This is a genomic window from Neisseria weixii (assembly GCF_002327085.1).
GTDB lineage: Bacteria > Pseudomonadota > Gammaproteobacteria > Burkholderiales > Neisseriaceae > Neisseria > Neisseria weixii.
Genome location: NZ_CP023429.1, coordinates 2240994 through 2259394, shown reverse-complemented (window position 1 = coordinate 2259394; position 18401 = coordinate 2240994). Strand labels below are relative to the sequence as shown.

Here is an 18401-nt window from a genome sequence, read left to right as displayed (position 1 = left end):
CAAGGTTATCAGTTAATGTGGCTATATTTTGTTGAATTTATAGCGGATTTAATTACTTCGATACAAGGCAGCAAGCCGAAGACAGTGCAAGTAGTACGGCAAGACGCAGCAACGCCGTGGCGAAAGTTAAGTTAATCCGCTATAGAATATACATTCTTATTTTTAAACAAGGTTTATCACGATTGATATTTCATCTTTTATCCGTCAGGCCGTCTGAAAATAAACCCTCAATCATCGTTCAGACGGCCTATAATCCATCATCATCTTTTGTCTGCTTGAGCCTGCCATGTTTTACCTTTATCAATCCAACCGTCTTGAATCGCTCGCCGCTTTGTTCAGCCGCATTCAGCAGCTTCAACCTTTGAAACATGCGCTGGCGGCGGAAGAAATTATCGTGCAAAGCCAAGGTATGCGCCGTTATTTGAGCAGTTATTTAGCGAAAGAATTGGGCGTGGCGGCCAATCTCAAATTCAGTCTGCCGGCCGGTTTGACGTGGCGCTTGATGCGCGAACTGATTCCCGACGTACCCGCGCTCAGCCCGTTTTCGCCTGAAGTGATGCGGTGGCGGTTGCTGGCATTGTTCCGCAGCGAAGCGTTTCAGACGGCCTCAGAATTTGCAACCGTACGCGACAAACTGCAAAGCTATTTAAGCAGCGGCGAATCGGCGGATTACCATTTGGCCGGACAATTGGCCGATATTTTCGACCAATATTTGGTGTACCGCCCGCAATGGATTGATACGTGGCAGGAAGGCAAATTGCTGGAATTGGGTGAAGACGAAATCTGGCAGGCGCAATTGTGGCGTTTTCTTGACGACGGCAGACAAGCTGCGCCGCACCGCGTGGCCTTGTGGGAAACCTTGCTAGCCAATTTATCGCCGCAAAACCTGCCGGAGCGGTTTTTCGTGTTCGGCATTTCTACCATGGCGCCGATGTATTTGCAGCTTTTGCAGGCCATTTCCGAGCATTGCGATGTGATTGTGTTCGCGCTCAACCCGAGCGAGCAGCATTGGGGCAATGTGATAGAAGCGGCGCAGATTTTGAAAAGCGGCGATGATGTTGATTTGAGCCAAACCGGCCATCCGCTGCTGGCTTCATTGGGCAAACAGGGACGCGATTTCTTTGATTTTTTATCGGAAATCGACATGGAAACGCCGGTATACGAAACCGGAGACAGCGGCGAAGCGACTTTGCTGCACCGCCTGCAAAACGATATTCAAACGCTGTCGCTGCCGTCTGAAAATGCTGCCGGGCAGGGTGATGCACTGCTTTCAGACGGCTCGATCCGTGTGGTGTCGGCGCACAGCCCTTTGCGCGAACTGCAAATTTTGAAAGACCAACTGCTGCATATTCTGCACGAACATCCCGACTGGCAGCCGCACGACATCGCCGTGTTGACCCGAATATCGAGCCCTACAGCCCGTTTGTCGAAGCCGTGTTCGGTCGCGCGGCAGACGGCACACAGGCCTTGCCGTATTCGATTTCCGATGTAAAACTCAGCCGCCGCCAACCGCTTTTTATGCGCTGGAACAGGTGTTGGACTTATTGGAAAGCCGCTTTGAAGTAGATAAAGTGTTGCTGCTGCTTGACAGCCGGTTAGTGCAAAAACGCTTTGAAATAAGCGAAGACGATTTGCCGCTGTTGCACGACACCATCGCCGAACTCAACGTGCATTGGGGTTTGGATGGAAAAATGCGCGGCGCAGCGGATAATTTGTTTACCTGGCAGCAGGCATTGTCGCGCTTGGTGCTGGGCTGGATGCTGCCTGCAGGCGGCGACGGCATGTGGCAAAACGTCAGTGCGTGGCACGGCGATGTCAATCAGTTGGCCGTCTTCAGCCGCTTTACCGCTTTTATGCAGACCTTGGCCGACACCGCAAAAACATGGCAAACCGACGCCGCGGCAGAAGAATGGATTGAACGCGTGCGCCAATTGCGCGACGGTTTGTTTGCTTTGAGTGATGATGACCAATACGCCGCACAGCAATTCGAGCAAGCCTTAGTGAAATGGCAGGAAGAAATTGAATTATCAGGCTTTTCAGACGGCCTATTGCCGCAGCACACGGTTATCCGCCACATCAGCCGTTTTTTGAGCAGCGAAAGCCAAGCCGGATTTTTGCGTGGCGGCATTACCTTCTGCAGCATGGTACCGATGCGCAGCCTGCCGTTTAAGGTGTTGTGTTTATTGGGTCTGAACGACGGTGATTTCCCGCGCAACACCAAGCTGACCGTGTTCGACCTGATTGCCAAACACCCGAAAAAAGGCGACCGCGCCCGCCGCGATGATGACCGCTATCTGTTTCTCGAAGCCATCATCAGCGCGCGCGACATTCTGTATTTGTCGTATGTCGGCCGCAGCATTGTCAACGATGACGAGCTGGCGCCGTCGGCCTTGTTGAGCGAACTCATCGACACCGTCGCCGAAATGACCGGAAAGCGCAGCAAAGATTTGCTGGCAGACTGGGTGTGCCAACATCCGCTGCAAGCCTTTTCCACGCGCTATTTCCAACCGCAAGAAGCAGGCCAGCTCATCAGCACGCGCCGCGATTATGCCCAAGCCTTAAATGAAGCGGCATACAGGCCGTCTGAAAAAATGATGCCGTTTTTCAATCAGCCTTTGGGCAACGAAGCCGAACCGCCGAGCATCGTCACGCAAACCGAATTCATCGGCTTTTGGAAAAATCCGGTCAAAGCCTGGCTGCGCCAAACCTTGGGCTGGCGCGAACCATATCGCGATGAAGCATGGGAATCGGCCGAGCCGTTCGAGCCGGAGCAGGGCGAAAAAATCGCCGATGCGTATATGGAAGCGCGCCGACAGCGGCAGGATTTTGCCGCAGTGGAAATCAAGCTCAATGCCGAGAGCCTGTTGCCTACCGGTGAATTGGGCAGCTTGTGGCAGCAACGTTTCCAAGGCGCCGCCAAACAGCTCGACCAAGATTTGCTCGAAAGCCCGAAAGTGCCGCCAGTGGCCTGCGAATTGTCGTTTAACCGGCAAATCTTAAGCGGCAGCCTGAATCATGTGTATCAATGCGGCCAAATCATGTTCCGCAACAAAAAACTCAACGCGCCTGATCGTATTGCCTTGCTGCTGGAGCATGTGTTGTTCAATGCGGTGAGGCCGTCTGAAAGCGAAAGCGGGCTGACCTATTTTGTGTCGAACGACGAAACCGTGACCTATCCCGAAATCGACCGCCAAACCGCCCGCGGCATTCTGCAAACATGGCTCGAATACTACAACATCGGCCAACACCGCCCCTTGCCGTTTTTTGCCAGAACCAGCTTGGCTGCTGCCGATGCCTATCTTAAAAAACAAGAATGGGAAGCCGCACAATCCGCTGCCATCGGCGCATATTTCGGCAACAAAATGAATACAGGGCAGAGCAGTTACACCGAGGTGGCTTTGGTGTTCGGTCATGACGAAGAATCACCGTTGGAGACGCCGTTGTTCCAAAACCTGATTATTGAGATGTTGGTGCCGTTGCTGGCTGCGGTTTCAACATTGAAAGAAGCGTAAGCAGGCATGAGGCCGTCTGAAAGGTGAAATCGGTTTTCAGACGGCCTGTGAACTTCGGAAATCTTATGAATCAATAAGCAACCAAAACGGCCGTCATTCCCGCGCAGGCGGGAATCCATTTTGGCATTTAAGAAGCTTATTTTTATTCAATAGTTTGTTATGCCCAACAGCGGATTCCCGCCTGCGCGGGAATGACGGCTCGTTTTGTATGCTGGCTCTTAAAGGCATTTTGCAAAGGTCTCGACCTTTCTTAATGTAAAGGCAATTGGAAAAACTGCTTAAAAATTGTACAATCACAGCCCTTTCAAACACAGCGATAACCATGCAAATCGGCGCATATCCCATCGATACCCCCATCGCACTCGCTCCCATGGCAGGCATTACCGACAAGCCTTTCCGCCGTTTGTGCCGTGAATTTGGCGCAGGTTGGGCGGTGTGCGAAATGATCACCAGCGATCCCGGGTTGCGCCGCACCAAAAAAACTTTACGCCGCAGCGATTTTTCCGATGAAAACGGCACGGTGGCGGTGCAGATTCTCGGCAATGTGCCGCAAGTGATGGCCGAAGCCGCGCGTTATAATGTCGGGCTTGGCGCGCAAGTGATTGACATCAATATGGGTTGTCCGGCCAAGACAGTGTGCAATGTGTTGGCGGGCAGCGCTTTACTGCAAGACGAAAAGCTGGTGGCCGAGATTTTGCACGCCGTAGTTCAGGCGGTAAATGTGCCTGTCACCCTGAAAACGCGTTTGGGCTGGCACGACGACCATCAAAACCTGCTTACCGTCGCCAAAATCGCCGAAGATGCCGGCATCGCCGCGCTGGCGGTACACGGCCGCACGCGCACGCAGATGTATCGGGGCGAAGCGCGTTACGAATTGATTGCCGAAGCCAAAAGCTGCCTGAAGATACCGCTGTGGGTCAACGGCGACATCACTACGCCGCAAAAAGCCGCCGAAGTGTTGCAGCAAACCGGTGCCGACGGTGTGATGATTGGCCGCGGCGCACAAGGCCAGCCGTGGCTGTTTCGCGATTTGAAACATTTTGCCGAAAACGGCACGCTGCCCGAAGCACTGCCGCTGAAGCAATGCAGCGATACCGTGCTCGCCCATGTCCGCGCCATGCACGAATTTTACGGCGAACAAAGCGGCTTGAGAATCGCGCGCAAACACATCGGCTGGTATCTCGACCCCATGCCTGAAGGCATCGAAACCCGCCGCGAAATCAACTGCTTGGATTCTGCGGCAGAGCAATATGACGCGCTGGCGGCTTATCTGGATACATTGTCCGAAAAGACCGATACATGGGCGTGTGCTTACCGTTGATTGTTGTGGTGCGGATCCGAATGGCGGAAACGTAAAGCACCGCCCTGTCCCAGCCTTCTCACGCCGGACGGCGGAGATAGATTCGCTAGATTCGGCGATGGTGGATGAATGAACGGTTCGATTAAGTAATCAATCTGATTGGGGCTGTCTGAAAGATTCTGTTTAAATAAAATTTTTCAAACGGCCAAACAGCACCTTATCCATCCTAAGCAACCCGTCCCTCTCCAGTTTGGCAGGAGAAGGCCGGGGAGGGCGGTTCGATAAACAACGACAAACCACCAATGCCGTCTGAAACATCAAACACGCAATAAGGACAATCATGGATTTTTGGCAAGGATTTTGGCTCATCACCGGTGTACATATTTTGGCCTGCATGTCGCCCGGCCCCGATTTTGTGTTGGTGTCGCAACAATCCTTAAGCCGTGGCCGTGCGGCAGGTTTGCTCACGGCTTTGGGCATTGCGCTGGGCTTTGGCGTACACATCGTTTATTCGGTGCTGGGCTTGGTGACTGTGGTGGCGCAATCGGCTACTTTGCTGACCATGATTAAAATTATCGGCGGCCTGTATCTGATTTATATCGGTTACAAAGGGCTGACGGCCAAAGCGGCGGGCGAAGTGGCCGAAATCCGTGCCGAAAAAATGACGGCCGAACCGGCTTTGAACATCATTTGGCGCGGCGTGTTGTGTAATGTGCTGAACCCGAAAGCGGTGGTGTATATGCTGTCGCTGTTTACCGTGGTGTTGTCGCCGACCACGCCGCTGTGGCAGATGGCGGTTTACGGCGCATGGATGACGCTGATGCTGTTTGTCTGGTTCGGTTTGGTGGCCTTCATGCTGCCGGCCCGGCAGTCAACCGCCGTTTCCGGCATTTCGGCCATTGGATAGACCGCGTGTGCGGCGGAGCATTGGCCTTATTGGGGATTAAAGTGATGAGCGGCCAGTAATTTGAAGCCGTCTGAAAACAATGTGAAAAGAAAAGAGCAAACGATGAAAACGCAAACAGTCGATATCGCGCAATGTGTCGCGCAGAATTTAAAACAGTATTTCAAGGACTTAGCCGGTGAAACGCCGGTGGGCGTGTACGATATGGTGCTGCACCAAGTGGAAAAACCCATGCTCGAATGCGTGATGGACGAATGCAACGGCAACCAATCCAAAGCCGCCGCCATGCTGGGTTTGAACCGCAATACCTTGCGCAAAAAATTATTACAGCATGGTTTGCTGGATGATTAAAACCATAAAACAGGCCGTCTGAAAACGATTATTGCGTTTTCAGACGGCCTGTCTGCTATAGAGATAGGAAAACTAAATGAGCATCACCATCCGCCCCATGCAGGAACAAGACATCGAACAAGTGTGGTCGCTTATGCGCGATTTGGCCGTGTTTGAGCACTATATCGACAGCTTTGCCATCACGCCGCAAATCGTGAAAGAGCGTGGGTTCGACAAACAACCGCCCGATTTTTACTGCTTGGTTGCCGATTCATACGGCCTGATTGGCGGCATGTTGGTGTATTACTTTTTAAACTACACCGCGCAAAACCAACCGGCGGTGCACATCAAAGAATTATACGTCGCCGAAAATTTCCGCAACCAAAAAATCGGTGAAAAGCTGATGCACGCTTTATATGCCGAAGCGAAGGTCAAAGGCTGCGGCCAAATCAAATGGACCGTCGCCGCGTGGAACGATGCCGGACAACGTTTCTACCAACGCTTAGGCGCGGCTGAAGACAAAGAATGGCTGAATTATGCGTGGAAAGTCGAGTAATCAACAGGCCGTCTGAACCATGATTTTTCAAATTTTCGCTTTATTCATGTGGGGCAGCTCGTTTATTGCGGCCAAATATGCTTATGTGATGCTTGACCCTGCCTTGATGGTACAGGTTCGCTTGCTGATTGCAGGGCTGATTGTGCTGCCGACGGCGCGGCGTTATTTGGGTAGGATTCCGCGCGCGCAATGGAAGCCGTTGTTGTGGCTGTCGTTTGCCAATTATGTCTTGGTGTTGATGTTGCAGTTTATCGGTTTGAAATACACATCGGCCGCCAGCGCGGTAACGATTATCGGCTTGGAGCCGATTCTGATGGTGTTTGTCGGCCACTTCTTTTTTAACGACAAAGCCAAATGGTATCACTGGGTATGTGGCGTGGCGGCATTTTTAGGGGTATCGGTCATGATTGCCGGTGGCGCGGAAGAAGGTGGCGAAATCAGTGTGTCCGGTTGCCTGCTGGTATTTTTGGCCGGCTTGGTGTTTGCGCTGATTATGCGGCCGACTCAGAAGCTGATTGCCGAAATCGGTGCGCCGGCGTATACCTCGGTATCGCTTTTGTCGGCAGCGGTATTGTGTTTGCCGTTTTCTTTGTTGTTGACGGAGAGTTTTACCGTTCAGTGGATTATGCCGGCTGCTTTGGCGGTGGTTTATCTTGGTGTGGGCTGCAGTTGGTTTGCTTATTGGTTGTGGAACAAAGGCATGAACCGCGTGCCGGCCAATATTTCCGGGGTCTTAATTTCGATGGAACCGGTGCTGGGCTTGCTGATGGCTGTGTTGCTGCTGGGAGAAAGGGTTTCGGCCGTGTCGGCATGGGGCATGGTGATAATTCTGGTTTCGGCATTTGCGGTGGTGGCTTTGCCGCGTTGGTTGAAAACATAATATCAGGCCGTCTGAAAATATGCTGTTCAGACGGCCTTTTGTGTGTTGTCTGTAGCAGATTGTTTACAATTTCTACAAAAAACAGTGCTGCAATCATGCAAAAAAAACGTAAAATAGGCGATAATACAGCTTTTCCGATTTGCGCCGTTGCACCGCATTTCAGACGGCCTCTTCAATTAAAATCCAACTCAAAAAGGAATCCGAATGGCAACCGTAAAACGTGCCCTCATCAGCCTGTCCGACAAAACCGGCGCGGTTGAATTTGCCCAAACCTTAACCCGGCTGGGCGTGGAAATTTTGTCCACTGGCGGTACTGCCAAATTATTGGCAGACGCCGGTGTTCCCGTTATTGAAGTGGCCGATTACACCGGCTTTCCCGAAATGCTCGACGGCCGCGTGAAAACGCTGCATCCGAAAATCCACGGCGGTATTTTGGGCCGTCGCGATTTGCCTGAGCATGTCGCCAAAATGGAAGAACACGGCATCGGCAACATCGATTTGGTGTGCGTGAATCTGTATCCTTTTGCCGCCACCATCGCCAAGCCGAATTGCACGCTGGAAGATGCGATTGAAAACATCGACATCGGTGGCCCGACTATGGTGCGTTCTGCCGCGAAAAACTGGAAACACGTGGCCATCGTTACCGATACCGCCGACTTTGCCGACATCGCTGCCGAATTGGAAAACAACGGCGGCGCATTGAGCGACAAAACCCGTTTCAACCTGTCGCGCAAAGCCTTCAGCCACACCGCGCAATACGACGGCATGATTTCCAATTACCTGACCGCCTTGGCCGACGACAAATTGAGAGGCGAGCCGGAAGCGGGCGATTTCCCGAGCCAGTTCAACCAAAGCTGGATTAAGGTGCAAGACATGCGCTACGGCGAAAATCCGCACCAAAAAGCCGCGTTCTACCGCGACCTTTATCCGGCTGCCGGCAGCTTGAGCGCCTACCGCCAATTGCAGGGCAAAGAATTGTCGTACAATAACATCGCCGATTCCGATGCCGCCTGGGAAGCCGTGAAATCCTTCGAACAACCGGCCTGCGTGATTGTGAAACACGCCAATCCGTGCGGCGTCGCCGTGGCCGCCAACACCTTGGATGCCTACCGCCTGGCCTATGCCACCGATACCACCAGCGCGTTTGGCGGCATCATCGCCTTCAACCGCGAAGTGGACGGCGCAACGGCGAAACAAATCACCGACAACCAATTTATGGAAGTGTTGATGGCGCCTGCATTTACCGATGAAGCCTTGGAAATCGTTGCTGCCAAGAAAAACGTGCGCGTGTTGGAAGTGCCGTTGGAAGAAGGTGCGAACCAATTTGAGCTGAAACGTGTGGGCGGCGGCTTGTTGATGCAAACGCCCGACATCCACAAACTCACTGCCGCCGATTTGAAAGTCGTGACCAAACGCCAACCGACCGAGCAGGAGCTCAACGATTTGCTGTTTGTTTGGAACGTGGCCAAATTCGTAAAATCGAATGCCATCGTGTTCGGCAAAGGCGGCCAAACCTACGGCATCGGCGCCGGCCAAATGAGCCGCGTGGATTCTACCCGCATCGCCGCCCGTAAGGCTCAAGATGCAGGCTTCGATTTGAACGGCGCGTGCGCCGCATCCGACGCCTTCTTCCCGTTCCGCGACGGTGTGGACGTGATCGCCGAGCAAGGCATCAAAGCGATTATCCAGCCCGGCGGCTCGATGCGCGATGAAGAAGTGTTCGCCGCAGCCGACGAACACGGCATAGCCATGGTGATTACCGGCGTGCGCCATTTCCGACATTAATGTGATGTGAAGCCAAACAAGGCCGTCTGAAAGCGATTAGGTTTCAGACGGCCTTTTAATATGTTTTCATGAAATTAAAAATGCTAATTCGGAGGTAAAGCCGGAAGCGGGGTGCATTTCGGCGAGATTGGTGCCGACGGTTTGAATCACCTCTTTGCCGATAAACCATAGGCCGACAATCAGGGCGATACCGAAGGTGAGCATGGCTACCGCAGGCACAGGCGATTCGGAACCGATTTCGCCGGTACGCAATACGTCCATAATGGCGGCAAACGGGCCGACGGCGTTGGCGATGTCGTTTGCGCCGTGGCTGAAGGCGAAGCCGGCGGCAGTAAACACCTGCATCCATGAGAACATCAAGAACGTGGATTTGCCTAGATCTTTGCGTTTCAAGGTTTTGGCGTAGATGAAGGCCGCCATCCATACTGCGGCGCCAATCATGCCGATCGTCAAGAAGTTGCCGACAGTGCCGATACCTAAATGCAGGTTTTTCAAACCTTTGAAAATCAACATGGACGCAATCATCATGGCGCCGATGGAAGCAATCAGCGATCCCGGGATTGTAGGGCTTTGTAGGTGCCGATGCTGTTTTTTCGGCTGTCGATTCGTACAAACCTTTATAATAGGCCGATTCCAGCTCTTTTGGGTCTAACTCGGGGTCTTCGTAAATCTGCACGTCGCGCGTCATTGCCGAAGCCGCTTCGATTTTGTCGTGTTCGCTTAAGTTTTCAAAGGTTTGGCGGTGCTGCTCTTTGTAGGCTTTTTTCTCCTGTTTGATTTGTTTCAGGCGTTCGTCGGCGGCGGCATTGTAGTCGAGAACGTGTTTTTTGATTTGGGCAAACAGCAGATAGGAAACAAGGCCGCCCAACACCGGCGACAATACCCAAGAAATGGCAATTTGTGCCAAACGGTCCCATTGCAGCAGCGAGAAGGCATCCGGGCCGCTGCCCAAGAAACACAAACACAAACCACTACCGACGATACCGCCGATAATCAAGTGTGTGGCCGATACCGGCCAGCCTTTTTTGGTGGCGAACAGCAGCCACAAAGCCGAAGCAAGCAGTGCGGACATCATAATATACACAAACTGCATAGGCTCAAGATCCATCGCCTTCAAATCGATGATGCCCTTGCGGATGGTCGAAGTCACTTCGCCACCGGCAATCACCGCGCCGCTGACTTCAAAAACCGCTGCCACCAATAAAGCTTGCGTGATGGTCAGCGTACCGGCGCCGACCGATGTGCCGAACGAGTTGGCTGCGTCATTGCCGCCGATGTTGAAGGCCATAAATACGCCGAACAAAGTCGCCGGCAGAAACAGTATGGTGTGGTTGCCGTTGGTGTAGCCCATGCCCCATACGATAAAGTAGCCGACCGCACCGATTAATAATGCGGCAAATATGGCATTGATTTTTTTAACATTAGCCTCGAAAGGAGCTGGCCCATGATTTTTCCTTATAATAAGTTTGGAAGCTGTGAAATTTCTGCTACTTTAGCGTGGTTTTGTGACAGTTATGTGACAATGTTAAATTTCGTTGGATATAATGGCTTTGCGCAATAAAATTTTGATCGGAATACAGATTCTTATGAAAAAAATGATGACCGTAATCGCGTTGGCTTTTGTACTGTCCGCGTGCAGCCAACCGCGCACCGGCGGCTTTTTTGGTGCGTCCAATAATGGTGCGGCCGGCGGGGTAACGCAGTCTTTTCGCTGGTAAGGAATGATTTTAAAGGCCGTCTGAAATGTGTTTGATTGGATAAAACACATTTCAGACGGCCTTTCTGCTTTTGCGCTTTGGATAAATGATAAAAGCGATACTAGGCTGTTTTGCGACAGCTTTTTGGCATAGTTTGCGAATATTCATGAAACTTTACAATTTGCTTAAAAGTTTCTGATTTTTATTTGGCATTAAATACCAATAAATCAAAAAATCGAAGTTTAAATTTACGATAAAATCCAATTTTTCGTAATTTTAAACAGGCCGTATGAAAAAGACGGGTAACAAAATGGCACAAAATCAAACACACACTTCGACATCAACCTGGCAAAGCCGCATGAGCGCGTTGGGGCCGGGTATCATGATGGCTTCGGCAGCCATCGGCGGTTCGCATTTGATTGCGTCCACACAGGCCGGGGCGTTGTATGGCTGGCAGTTGGCCTTAATCATCATCTTGACCAACTTGCTGAAATATCCGTTTTTCCGTTTCAGCGCACACTACACCATGGACACAGGCAAGAGCTTGGTGCAGGGCTATGCCGAGAAAAGCCGCTTTTATTTATGGGTATTTGCGCTGCTGTGTTTCGTTTCCGCAACCATCAGCACCGGAGCGGTAGCAGTGGTGACGGCGGCAATTATCAAAATGGCTTTGCCGAACCTCGGTTTGGAAACGGGCGTGATTGCTGCCTTGATTATGCTTTCCTGCCTGCTGATTTTGGTGAGCGGCCAATACCGTGCGCTTGACCGCGTATCCAAAGCGATTGTCGCCAGCTTAGCGGTGGCCACCGTCATTGCGGCCGGTATTGCCATGTCGCGCGGCATGCAGATGCAGCCTGACTTTATTGAGCCGACTCCGTGGACGCTCGCAGGTTTGGGTTTCATCATCGCCTTGATGGGCTGGATGCCGGCGCCGATTGAGATTTCCGCGATTAACTCGTTATGGGTAACGGAAAAACAAAAAATCGAACCTTCCAGCTACCGCGACGGCATTTTCGACTTCAACGTCGGCTTCTATACCAGTGCGGCGCTGGCGGTGGTGTTTCTGGTGTTGGGTGCGTATGTGCAATACGGCAACGGAGAAGCCGTGCAAATGGCCGGCGGCAAATACATCGGCCAGTTGATCAATATGTATGCCGTGACCATCGGCGAATGGGCGCATCCGCTGGTGGCGTTCATTGCGTTTGCCTGTATGTACGGCACTACCATCACCGTGATTGACGGTTACGCGCGCGCCATGTCCGAATCGGTGCGCCTGATCCGCCACAAAGAAAGCGTGCGCAAAGGCGAATTGTTCGGCTGGTATCTGTGGGTCGCCGGCACCGGATTGGCGCTGATTTTGTGGTTCAACAGCGCGATGGCGGAATTGCTGAAATTCGCCATGATTTCCGCTTTCTTGGCCGCGCCCGTGTTCGCATGGTTGAACTACCGCCTGGTCAAAGCCGACAAAAAACACAAACTCTCCAAAGGCATGGAAGCCTTGGCGGTTGCCGGTTTGATTTACTTGGTGGGTTTTGCCGTGTTGTTCCTGCTCAATTTGGGTGGATTCTTAGCTTAAGTTGATTGAATGATACAAAGGCCGTCTGAAATATTTCAGACAGCCTTTTATTTCTTTAAAAGAAAAATAGCATTAATTCAATCATTATTGATAAACAAATAGGCAAACATTATATTATCTTCATCTAAACTTGATTGAGCCTATCCCATGAGATTACCGGTTTTATTTTTAGGTCACGGCAGCCCGATGAATGCCATTGAAAACACGCCGTATTCGCAAGCGTGGGCGACGCTGGGTGAAAAGTAAAACAGCAATACGGCGATGAAATCAAGGCTGTTTTGGCCGTTTCTGCCCATTGGTGTACCGATGGCACAGCGATTACCGCAATGGAACAACCGCGCACCATTCACGATTTCGGCGGCTTTCCGCAAGCCTTGTTTGACATGCAGTATCCGGCGGCAGGCAGTAGGGAAACGGTAGAAAAAGTGCGTGCCGCTTTGGCTGAGGAGAATGTGGTTGCTGATGAGCATTGGGGCTTGGATCACGGCACTTGGGGCGTACTGTGCCATCTGTTTCCCAAGGCCGATATTCCCGTGGTGCAATTGAGCCTGAATATGCATCTTGATTTTGCCGGCCATTTTGCATTGGGGCAAAAGCTGTCAGTTTTGCGCAAACAGGGTGTGTTGGTTGTGGCCAGCGGCAACATTGTGCACAACTTGCGCCTGATGCCAGCCAAGCAGCCGCACGCAGCCGGTGCCGCCGTATGATTGGGCGGTTAGCATCAAAGATTGGGTTAACGCGCGTGTGCGGGAAAACGACACCGCCACGCTGACCAATGAATCCGCCTATCCGCCCGAAATGCAGCTTGCCGCACCGTCGCCCGGCCATTACTGGCCGCTGCTGTATGCAATCGGCGCGGCCGATGGTGGCAAAGCAATGCTGTTTAATGATGACATTGTCGGCAGGTCATTGAGCATGACCTCGGTGATTTGGCATTGAATAGGACAAACTTTGCATGCCGTCTGAAAGATTCTCAACTTGTCCAAGTATTTGGGACGCAGTTCAATTTTTGGTTGTGATTTGCGGTTTATCAATACCGCATGGGCTGCGCTCGGTTACAATGTCTCAATCGTTGGGTTGCATACCGGCGATTTCTTCATGATGGCGGGCAAACCATTCGCCGACGACTTTATTCACTTCCTCAATGCCTTGTTTTTTCAAACTGGAGAATAATTGAATGCTGATGTGTTGGCGTTCCATGTAAGGTTTGAGTGATTTTTTCACTTCGCTCAGTGTTTTGATTTGGTCATTTTTGGAAAGTTTGTCGGCTTTTGACAACAGAATATGCACCGGCCGGCCGGTAATATGGAAAAAGTCCAACATTTGGATATCCAGGGCTTTTAACGGGTGTCGGGTGTCCATAATCAGCACCAATCCAATGAGTTGGCGGCGTGTCTGTAAATAGTCGCCCAAGAGTTTGACCCAGTGTGCACGGATGGCTTCCGGCACTTGTGCATAACCGTAGCCGGGCAGGTCAACCATAAAATTACCGTTGGCCAGTTCGAAGAAATTGATGTGTTGCGTGCGGCCGGGGGTTTTGGAAACGTAAGCCAAGCGCACATGATTGGTGAGCGTGTTAATCGCGCTGGATTTGCCCGCATTACTGCGTCCGACAAAGGCGATTTCGGCCGGTGTGTCGGGCAAATCTTTTAAATGGTTAATAGTGGTGAAGAATTTTGCGTTTTGGAAGAGATTCATAGTAGTAATTTAATGTAAATTTAGTATAGAATACCATGTTTATAGAATCATCGGTTTGAATCCGGTAAAAATATATCCGGTATTATGAGTATAAAAAAGGCATTGTTTCGCTACGCAATGCTGTAATCAGGAGCACTCCATGAAACGATTCACTTTATTGGCTTTAGCCCTGGCGGCAGGTGCGGTAACTGCTGCACCCAAAGCCGATGTGGCAAAAGGCAAAGAAATTGCAAACAACGTTTGTGCGGCATGTCATGCTGCCGACGGTAACAGCGGTATTGCCATGTATCCGAAAGTATCTGCCCAACACGAGGCTTATATTTTCCAACAAACGATGGACATTAAAGAAGGCAAACGTACCCACGGCTCTGCTGCGGCGATGAAGCCTTTAGTAATGGGTTTGTCTGAACAAGACATCCGCGATGTGTCTGCTTTCTATGCCAAACAGCAAGCCAAACCGGGTGAAACCAATCCGAAAGAAAATGCGGAATTGGGTGCGAAAATTTTCCGTGGCGGTATTGCGGATAAGAAAGTACCGGCCTGTATGTCATGCCATGGACCAAGTGGTGCAGGTATGCTGGGGGGTGGCGCTGACATTATTGCCTATCCGCGTATTGGCGGTCAGCACAAAGCCTATATCGTGGCACAAATGCAGGCTTACCAAACCGGTCAGCGTGAAAACGCCATGATGCAGGATATTGCCAAACGCATGTCGGCCGAAGAATTAGAAGCAGTAGGTAACTTCATTCAAGGTCTGCATTAATCTTCACGATTAACCAGTTGCATAATAAGGCCGTCTGAAAGGATTTGATTTCAGACGGCCTTAAGCACATACGGTAATAAATCATTTAAAATAATTATTGATATTTTCTGATTAATTGAATCAGATGGTTTGTATGGTATTTTTAAAGTTGTTGTATAGAATCTACATTTTATGAGCACTACTTCCAAACCCGTTCCGTTTATCCGCCGGCCATGGTTTGCTTTTTTAAGCTCCATGCGCTTTGCCGTTGCCCTGTTGAGCTTGTTGGGTGTGGCTTCGATTATCGGTACGGTATTGCAGCAGAATCAGCCGCAAGTGAACTATGTGGTGAAATTCGGCCCGTTTTGGTCGCAAATTTTCGCTTTCTTGGGTCTGTACGATGTGTATGCGTCGGTTTGGTTTGTCATCATCATGTTGTTTTTGGTGATTTCGACCAGCTTGTGTCTGATTCGCAATGTACCGCCGTTTTTACGAGAGATTAAATCCTTCCGTGAAAATGCCAAAGAAAAATCACTGGCGGCTATGCGCCACTCTACTGAGCTGCCGCAGAAGCTTTCACCGGAAGTGGCGCAGCGTTATTTGGAAGTGCAGGGGTTTTCCACCAAAACCGTGCAGCGTGATGACGGTTCGGTTTTGGTGGCCGCCAAAAAAGGCGCGATGAATAAATGGGGTTATATTTTCGCCCATATTGCGCTGATTGTGATCTGTATCGGTGGCTTGATTGACAGTAATTTATTGCTTAAAGTAGGTATGCTCACCGGCCGCATTGTGCCGGACAACAACGCTATGTATGCCAAAGACTTCAAGCCTGAAAGCGTGTTGGGTAAGGCCAATCCGTCTTTCCGCGGCAATGTCAATATCAACGAAGGGCAGAGTGCCGACGTGGTGTTTGTCAATGCCGACAACGGTATGCTGGTGCAGGATTTGCCGTTTGAAGTGAAGCTGAAAAAATTCCACATCGATTTCTACGATACCGGCATGCCGAAAGATTTTGCGAGTGATTTGGAAGTTACCGACAAAGCCACCGGTGAGAAAATCGAACAAACCATCCGTGTGAACCATCCGCTGACTTTGCATGGTATCACTATTTACCAAGCCAGCTTTTCCGACGGCGGTTCGGATTTGAAATTCAAAGCGTGGAGTTTGAGCGACCCGAGCCGTCAATCGATTGAGCTGAAAGCCACGTCTATGCGTGATTTTCCGTTTAACATCGGCGATACCTCATACCGCTTGGAATTCGATCAGTTTACGGCGATGAACGTTGAAGACATGAGCAAGCCGTCTGAAAAAGCGGATGCCGGTTTGCAGGGCGCGATTAACGATGTGCGTGCCGTGTCTCAGGAAAACAAAAAATTCACCAACATCGGCCCGTCGATTATCTACCGCTTGCGCGACAGCGCCGGGCAGGCCGTGGAATACAAAAACTACATGCTGCCGATTAAGCAGGAAGAAGACTATTTCTTCATTACCGGCACACGTGCAGGCTTGGCGCAACAATACCGCTGGCTGCGTATCCCGATGGATAAAAGCGGTAAAATCGATACCTTTATGGCTTTGCGCGAATTGCTGAAAGACGAAGGCGCACGCAATAAAGTGGTGCAACAGGCTACACTTGGTGCGCCGCCTGAAATCAGTGAGCAGTTCAAACAGGCAGCGACCAATACTTTGAGTATTTTCGCGCAAGGCGGCTATTTGGCCTTGGATGAGTTTGTGACGAAAAATATTCCAAAAGAGCAGCAGGAAAAAATGCAGGGCTATTTTTATCAAATGCTGTTTGGCGTGATGAATGCCGCAGTCGATGAAACCCTGAAAAAATATCATTTACCCGCTTGGCCGCAAGATGATGATCGTAATCGTTTTGTGCTGCACAGCATGGATGCCTACACCGGCCTGACCGAATATCCGGCACCGATGCTGCTGCAACTGGACAGCTATACCGAAGTGCGATCATCAGGCTTGCAGATGACGCGTTCACCGGGTGCATCATTGGTGTATTTGGGCTCGGTTTTGCTGGTGTTGGGCACGATTTTCATGTTCTATATCCGTGAAAAACGCGCATGGCTGCTGTTTTCAGACGGCCGCATCCGCTTTGCCATGTCGTCCAGCCGCAACGAGCGCGATTTACAAAAAGAATTTCCGCAACACACCCAGCGTTTGCAACAGCTGGCGAAGGATTTAAACCATGACCACACAAAATAAAGCCGTGCCCGAGCATGAGCTTTTAACACACAAATCATTTATGCGCAGTCTGAATGCCTTGGATTGGAGCTTTGCTTTAGCCATTGCCGCCATTGCTTATTTTGCGCAAACCCACGTCGGTCACCACATGGATATTTACGAAATGGTGATTTTGTGGACAAGCGCAGGCATTGCCGTTTTCCTGGGCTGGTTTTTCAAACCGATGCGCTGGTATATCGTGCTGTGCCTCGCTTTGGCTTATGCAGCGGTGAATTTGTACGCGGGCGACATCAAGCATTCGGACGGCTTCTTGCTGAAATATTTCCTGAGCAGCCAATTGGCGATTATGTGGCAATGCGCGTTTGTGTTTTTTGCGTTGTTTGCCTACATTGCCGGTACGATTATTGCCAACCGCCGACATCAGGAAACCAATACCTTGCTCGGTATGGGTACGGTATTCGGCTGGATTTCTGCGGTTGCAGGCTTTACCGGTTTGCTTGTGCGTTGGCATGAAAGCTATTTGCTGCGTCCTGATGCCGGGCATATTCCGGTTTCCAACCTTTATGAGGTGTTTATTTTGTTCTTGGTGATTACCGGGCTGATGTATGTGTATTACGAAGGCCGTTTTGCCCTGCAGAAGCTGGGCGGATTCGTCTATACCTTTATGGCGGTAGTGGTGTGTTTTGTGTTGTGGTACAGCATTTCGCGTGAAGCGCACACCATTCAGCCTTTGGTTCCGGCTTTGCAGTCTTGGTGGATGAAAATTCACGTTCCGGCCAACTTTATCGGTTACGGCGCATTCTGTATCTCCGCGATGCTGGGTGTGGCGGAACTGTGGGCGTTGCGCAGCGGAGGGAAAGGCAAAAAATCATGGCTGCCTGCTTCGCAAGTGATTGAAGAAGTGATGTATAAGGCGATTGCCGTCGGTTTCCTGTTTTTCACCATTGCCACCATTCTTGGTGCCTTGTGGGCGGCGGATGCATGGGGCCGCTACTGGAGCTGGGATCCGAAAGAGACATGGGCGTTTATTGTGTGGTTGAACTACGCGGTTTGGCTGCATTTGCGCTTGGTGGCTGGTTGGCGAGGCCGCGTATTGGCATGGTGGGCGATTATCGGCTTGTTTGTGACCGCCTTTGCCTTTATCGGCGTGAACATGTTCTTGAGCGGATTACACTCTTACGGCACGTTGTAAATCTCATCGTAAAGGCCGCCTGAAACGTTG

Annotated in this window: 14 protein-coding genes and 2 pseudogenes; 14 read left to right on the top strand and 2 right to left on the bottom strand. The window is 51.0% G+C overall.

Annotation, left to right across the window (positions count from 1 at the left end; all coding sequences use genetic code 11):
* The first annotated feature begins 286 nt into the window (after window positions 1-286).
* From recC to purH, 7 genes and pseudogenes are all read left to right on the top strand, one after another.
* A pseudogene (gene recC / locus CGZ65_RS11345) lies at window positions 287-3512 on the top strand (exodeoxyribonuclease V subunit gamma).
* Window positions 3513-3834: 322 nt separating this feature from the next.
* A complete protein-coding gene (gene dusB / locus CGZ65_RS11340; protein WP_096295883.1) occupies window positions 3835-4833 on the top strand; it encodes a tRNA dihydrouridine synthase DusB in 999 nt (332 codons plus the stop codon).
* Between the two features lie 319 nt (window positions 4834-5152).
* A complete protein-coding gene (locus CGZ65_RS11335; RefSeq protein WP_232507444.1) occupies window positions 5153-5719 on the top strand; it encodes a LysE family translocator in 567 nt (188 codons plus the stop codon).
* 102 nt (window positions 5720-5821) lie between these two features.
* Window positions 5822-6067: a Fis family transcriptional regulator gene (locus tag CGZ65_RS11330; protein WP_096296186.1), complete on the top strand. Its 246-nt coding sequence runs from the start codon at window positions 5822-5824 to the stop codon at window positions 6065-6067.
* A gap of 76 nt (window positions 6068-6143) precedes the next feature.
* Window positions 6144-6602 carry a GNAT family N-acetyltransferase gene (locus CGZ65_RS11325; RefSeq protein ID WP_096295882.1) on the top strand — a complete coding sequence of 153 codons (459 nt, stop codon included), beginning with the start codon at window positions 6144-6146 and terminating at the stop codon, window positions 6600-6602.
* Window positions 6603-6621: 19 nt separating this feature from the next.
* On the top strand, window positions 6622-7482 hold the full coding sequence (locus tag CGZ65_RS11320) for a DMT family transporter (RefSeq protein WP_096295881.1): 861 nt from the start codon (window positions 6622-6624) through the stop codon (window positions 7480-7482).
* Window positions 7483-7686: 204 nt separating this feature from the next.
* Window positions 7687-9267 (top strand): bifunctional phosphoribosylaminoimidazolecarboxamide formyltransferase/IMP cyclohydrolase, encoded by a 1581-nt coding sequence (purH, locus tag CGZ65_RS11315; RefSeq protein WP_096295880.1) that lies wholly within the window; start codon window positions 7687-7689, stop codon window positions 9265-9267.
* An 81-nt stretch (window positions 9268-9348) separates the two neighbouring features.
* On the opposite strand, the pseudogene CGZ65_RS11310 reads toward purH, so the two are convergent.
* Window positions 9349-10726: pseudogene (locus CGZ65_RS11310) on the bottom strand (inorganic phosphate transporter); the annotation flags it as partial.
* Between the two features lie 127 nt (window positions 10727-10853).
* Here CGZ65_RS11310 and CGZ65_RS14800 point away from each other — a divergent pair.
* The 4 genes from CGZ65_RS14800 to CGZ65_RS13490 all read left to right on the top strand — a co-directional run bounded on the left by CGZ65_RS14800 (window position 10854) and on the right by CGZ65_RS13490 (window position 13479).
* The gene (locus tag CGZ65_RS14800; protein WP_255419157.1) at window positions 10854-10985 is read left to right on the top strand and encodes a hypothetical protein; all 132 of its coding nucleotides are present in this window, start codon (window positions 10854-10856) and stop codon (window positions 10983-10985) included.
* Window positions 10986-11274: 289 nt separating this feature from the next.
* Window positions 11275-12540, top strand: a complete 1266-nt coding sequence (locus CGZ65_RS11300; RefSeq protein ID WP_096296175.1) for an Nramp family divalent metal transporter — start codon at window positions 11275-11277, stop codon at window positions 12538-12540.
* A gap of 278 nt (window positions 12541-12818) precedes the next feature.
* Window positions 12819-13247, top strand: coding sequence for a DODA-type extradiol aromatic ring-opening family dioxygenase (locus tag CGZ65_RS13495; RefSeq protein WP_198345287.1), 429 nt, complete (start codon window positions 12819-12821; stop codon window positions 13245-13247).
* Complete coding sequence (locus CGZ65_RS13490) at window positions 13234-13479, top strand: class III extradiol ring-cleavage dioxygenase family protein (protein WP_198345286.1); 246 nt, start codon at window positions 13234-13236, stop codon at window positions 13477-13479. The genes CGZ65_RS13495 and CGZ65_RS13490 overlap by 14 nt, the downstream gene beginning before the upstream one ends.
* Before the next feature lie 126 nt (window positions 13480-13605).
* Here CGZ65_RS13490 and yihA read toward each other — a convergent pair whose 3' ends face one another.
* Window positions 13606-14238, bottom strand: coding sequence for a ribosome biogenesis GTP-binding protein YihA/YsxC (gene yihA / locus CGZ65_RS11290; protein WP_096295878.1), 633 nt, complete (start codon window positions 14236-14238; stop codon window positions 13606-13608).
* Between the two features lie 139 nt (window positions 14239-14377).
* Here yihA and CGZ65_RS11285 point away from each other — a divergent pair, with 139 nt between their 5' ends.
* From CGZ65_RS11285 to ccsB, 3 genes are all read left to right on the top strand, one after another.
* Complete coding sequence (locus CGZ65_RS11285; RefSeq protein ID WP_096295877.1) at window positions 14378-15001, top strand: c-type cytochrome; 624 nt, start codon at window positions 14378-14380, stop codon at window positions 14999-15001.
* Window positions 15002-15235: 234 nt separating this feature from the next.
* On the top strand, window positions 15236-17200 hold the full coding sequence (locus CGZ65_RS11280) for a cytochrome c biogenesis protein ResB (protein WP_232507606.1): 1965 nt from the start codon (window positions 15236-15238) through the stop codon (window positions 17198-17200).
* Entirely contained in the window at window positions 17184-18371 is a 1188-nt protein-coding gene (gene ccsB, locus CGZ65_RS11275) for a c-type cytochrome biogenesis protein CcsB (protein ID WP_096295875.1), read from the top strand. The genes CGZ65_RS11280 and ccsB overlap by 17 nt, the downstream gene beginning before the upstream one ends.
* Window positions 18372-18401: the final 30 nt, after the last annotated feature.